Origin of the sequence: Pseudescherichia vulneris, from assembly GCF_902164725.1 — a bacterium.
Classification (GTDB): domain Bacteria; phylum Pseudomonadota; class Gammaproteobacteria; order Enterobacterales; family Enterobacteriaceae; genus Pseudescherichia; species Pseudescherichia vulneris.
Genome location: NZ_LR607338.1, coordinates 4214177 through 4217410, shown reverse-complemented (window position 1 = coordinate 4217410; position 3234 = coordinate 4214177). Strand labels below are relative to the sequence as shown.

The 3234-nt window shown below is 54.9% G+C and carries 3 protein-coding genes; 2 read left to right on the top strand and 1 reads right to left on the bottom strand.

Annotated elements, in window-relative coordinates; translation table 11 throughout:
- The first annotated feature begins 105 nt into the window (after positions 1-105).
- Positions 106-1476, top strand: coding sequence for an NAD-dependent succinate-semialdehyde dehydrogenase (locus tag FN633_RS17590; RefSeq protein WP_154058645.1), 1371 nt, complete (start codon positions 106-108; stop codon positions 1474-1476).
- Between the two features lie 30 nt (positions 1477-1506).
- Here the strand turns inward: FN633_RS17590 and FN633_RS17585 are convergent, their stop codons facing one another.
- The gene (locus FN633_RS17585) at positions 1507-2919 is read right to left on the bottom strand and encodes an aminotransferase-like domain-containing protein (RefSeq protein ID WP_154058643.1); all 1413 of its coding nucleotides are present in this window, start codon (positions 2917-2919) and stop codon (positions 1507-1509) included.
- 177 nt (positions 2920-3096) lie between these two features.
- Here FN633_RS17585 and FN633_RS17580 point away from each other — a divergent pair.
- A partial coding sequence (locus FN633_RS17580; RefSeq protein ID WP_154058985.1) for a YjiS-like domain-containing protein occupies positions 3097-3234 on the top strand: 138 nt, incomplete at its 3' end.

Sequence of the window (3234 nt, the reverse complement as noted above, 5' to 3'; positions counted from 1 at the left end):
TCGGAACAGTCCGTTTATGCCGAATAATCCATGTGCCATCATATGTTTCAACTACGCTTATTAACCTTATCAGCATCTTTTACTGCTAACCAGGAGGTATTTGAGATGGCCTATCAGACAGTGAATCCATTCACAAATCAGCTTGTTAAAGAGTATCCGTCCCATACTGATGCGGATATCGAGACGGCGCTGAAAAAAGCGGATGCGCTATACCACTCCTCATGGTCAAAAGGTGATATTGAGAAACGCCTGCCTGTGCTGCTTAAGCTTGCCAATCTGCTGGAGGAACGTTCAGAGGAGCTGGCGAAAATTGCCACCCAGGAGATGGGCAAACTGATTGAGCAGAGCCGGGGTGAAGTCAAACTCTGTGCAAGCATTGCGCGCTACTACGCCGATAATGCCAGCACCTTCCTTGCACCGGTAAAATATAACTCCGATCTGGGTGAGGCCTGGGTTGAGCATCATCCCATCGGCGTGCTAATGGCAGTTGAGCCGTGGAACTTCCCTTACTATCAGCTGATGCGCGTTCTGGCCCCGAACCTAGCCGCCGGTAATCCAATTATCGTTAAGCATGCCAGCATCGTGCCGCACTGTGCGGAAATCTTCGAGCAGCTGGTGCGAGAGGCGGGTGCGCCAGAGGGGGCGTACACTAATCTGTTTATCTCTTCGGATCAGGTGTCCAATATCATTGCCGACGATCGCGTTCAGGGCGTGGCGCTGACTGGCTCTGAAACGGCAGGCAGCGCGGTAGCGGCGCAGGCGGCCAAAAAGCTGAAGAAAGCGACGCTTGAGCTGGGCGGTAACGACGTATTTGTCGTACTGGACGACAGCGATTTGGATAAAGCTGTTGAGGTGGGCGTCACCGCGCGTCTGCAAAACGCCGGGCAGGTCTGTACCGCCGCGAAGCGTTTTATTGTGCAGGCGTCGATCGCCGACAAGTTCCTGGAGAAATATACCGACGCCTTCCGTCAGGTGAAGATCGGTGACCCGATGGATGAGTCCACGACCCTGGGCCCGCTGTCGTCGAAGGACGCGCTGGAGACGCTGACCAAACAGGTTAACGAGGCGGTGAAAAACGGTGCGAAGCTGCATCTTGGCGGTAAGCCTGTTGAGCGCGAAGGTAACTTCTTCGAGCCGACGATCCTGACCCACATCACCCGCGACAACCCGGCCTATTTTGAAGAGTTCTTCGGTCCGGTGGCGCAGATCTACGTGGTCAAAGACGACGACGAAGTGGTGCAGCTGGCGAACGACTCAAACTACGGTCTGGGCGGCTCTATCTTCAGCCAGAATATCGATCGGGCAAAAGCCCTGGCGTCACGTATCGAGACCGGGATGGTTTACATCAACTCCCTGACCGATACCGCCCCGGAACTGCCGTTCGGCGGCGTTAAGCGCTCCGGCTTTGGTCGCGAGCTGTCGGATCTGGGGATCAAAGAGTTTGTGAACCAGAAGCTGGTCGTTGTGAGTAAGTAGTTTTCATGCCCTCTCTCGCAAGGGAGAGGGCTACTCCATTGCCACTTTTACCGCATTACCCAGCTTCTCCATCACCGCCTGATGCTTCTCGTTTGGCGGTAACGCGCAGTTGATTCGCACGCAGTTGCGATACTTCCCTGATGCTGAAAACAGCGATCCCGGTGCCACCTGAATTTTTAGCCGGCACAGCTGTTGCGCTACGCAGACCATGTCGACCTGCTCGGGCAGTTCCACCCACAGCATAAACCCGCCCTTCGGGCGCGTGATACAGATCCCTTCCGGAAAATACTCCCGTACCCAGCAGGTATAGATCGCTATATTACGCTGATAGATATGCCGCATCCGCCTGATATGGCGATGATAATGTCCGTCTTTGATAAAGCTGGCCGCCGCCAGCTGGGTTACCGGGACGTTGCTTCCCACCACGGCGTACTTCATCTGCAAAAAACGGTCGTGGTAGCGCCCAGGCACAATCCAGCCCACGCGCAGGCCAGGCGCGACGGTTTTGGTAAACGAGCTGCACAGTATGACCCGGCCATCAATGTCCCAGGAGTGGATCGTGCGCGGGCGCGGGTAGTCTGTCGCCAGTTCGCCATAGACGTCATCTTCAAAAATGACGATGTCATGGCTCTGGGCAAGGGCGAGGAGCGCCCGCTTACGCGCGTCCGGCATAATAAACCCAAGAGGGTTATTACAGTTCGGCACGGTAACGATCCCCTTGATTGGCCACTGGGCTAGCGCCAGCTCCAGCGCCTCCACGCTCATACCCGTTTCCGGATCGGTCGGTATCTCAATGACCTTAAAACCCAGGCTGCGCAGAAGCTGCATGGTGCCGTAATAGGTAGGGGACTCGATAGCGATGATATCGCCAGGGCGACACACTGCCAGCAGAGCAAGCGAAAGCCCGCTCTGGCTGCCGCTGGTGATAATGATATCCTCCGCACTCACCACCGAGCCGCCGTCTAACATTAAGCGGGCAAGCTGCTCCCGCAGCTCCACGCGACCGGTCAGGGCGTCATAGCCGAGGATTTCATCGAGGTTATGCTGTACCAGGCGTTTTAGCTCGCGCCAAAGCGGTTGCAGGCTGGGCTGCTGGATATCCGGCGCGCCGCTGCTGAAGGGAATAATCTCTTTGTCCTTATGGCCCTTGAGCATATCGATCACCTGATCCCACTGGGTGATCTCTACCGGACGCTGTACTGGCCGCGACATGGGTGGCACTGGCGGCTGCACCTTGCGCGGCGCAACAAAGTAGCCAGATCGTGGCTGGGGGGTAATAAGCTGCCGTGTTTCAAGGGTCTGATATGCCTGCTGAACGGTACTGATGCTCACGCCATGCTCCTGGCTCAGGCTGCGTACCGACGGAAGTTTTTCTCCATGGCGATACAGGCCTTGCTCAATACGCTCGGCTAAGAGCTCTGCCAGACGTTGATACCGTGCCATGCTGTATCCTTATTTATTGCCATACAGATTAAAAAATCAGTACAGATCTGGGCTAATGACGCTGTTCAGATACCGTTTTAGCGGATCTGTATGGAAAACAAAATCGTTTTTTGAGTCTGTATTGTTTATGCCACTCTCGCTGAAAATAGTGCTTCAGTCAACGCGAGGAGGCAGAGAATGGAATTTCATGAAAACAGAGGTACAAGACCCTTTATCGGCTTTGTTATCCTCTGGCGAGCGATCAAAAAATGGCATCTGCGGAGTCAGGCGCAGCGCACCCTGCAAAAAATGAGCAATGAGCAGCTAAAAGATATA

Excerpts from the sequence above, each read along its gene's own strand:
- FN633_RS17585 (WP_154058643.1), bottom strand. The coding sequence starts at position 2,919 with ATGGCACGGTATCAACGTCTGGCAGAGCTCTTAGCCGAGCGTATTGAG.
- FN633_RS17590 (WP_154058645.1), top strand. The coding sequence starts at position 106 with ATGGCCTATCAGACAGTGAATCCATTCACAAATCAGCTTGTTAAAGAG.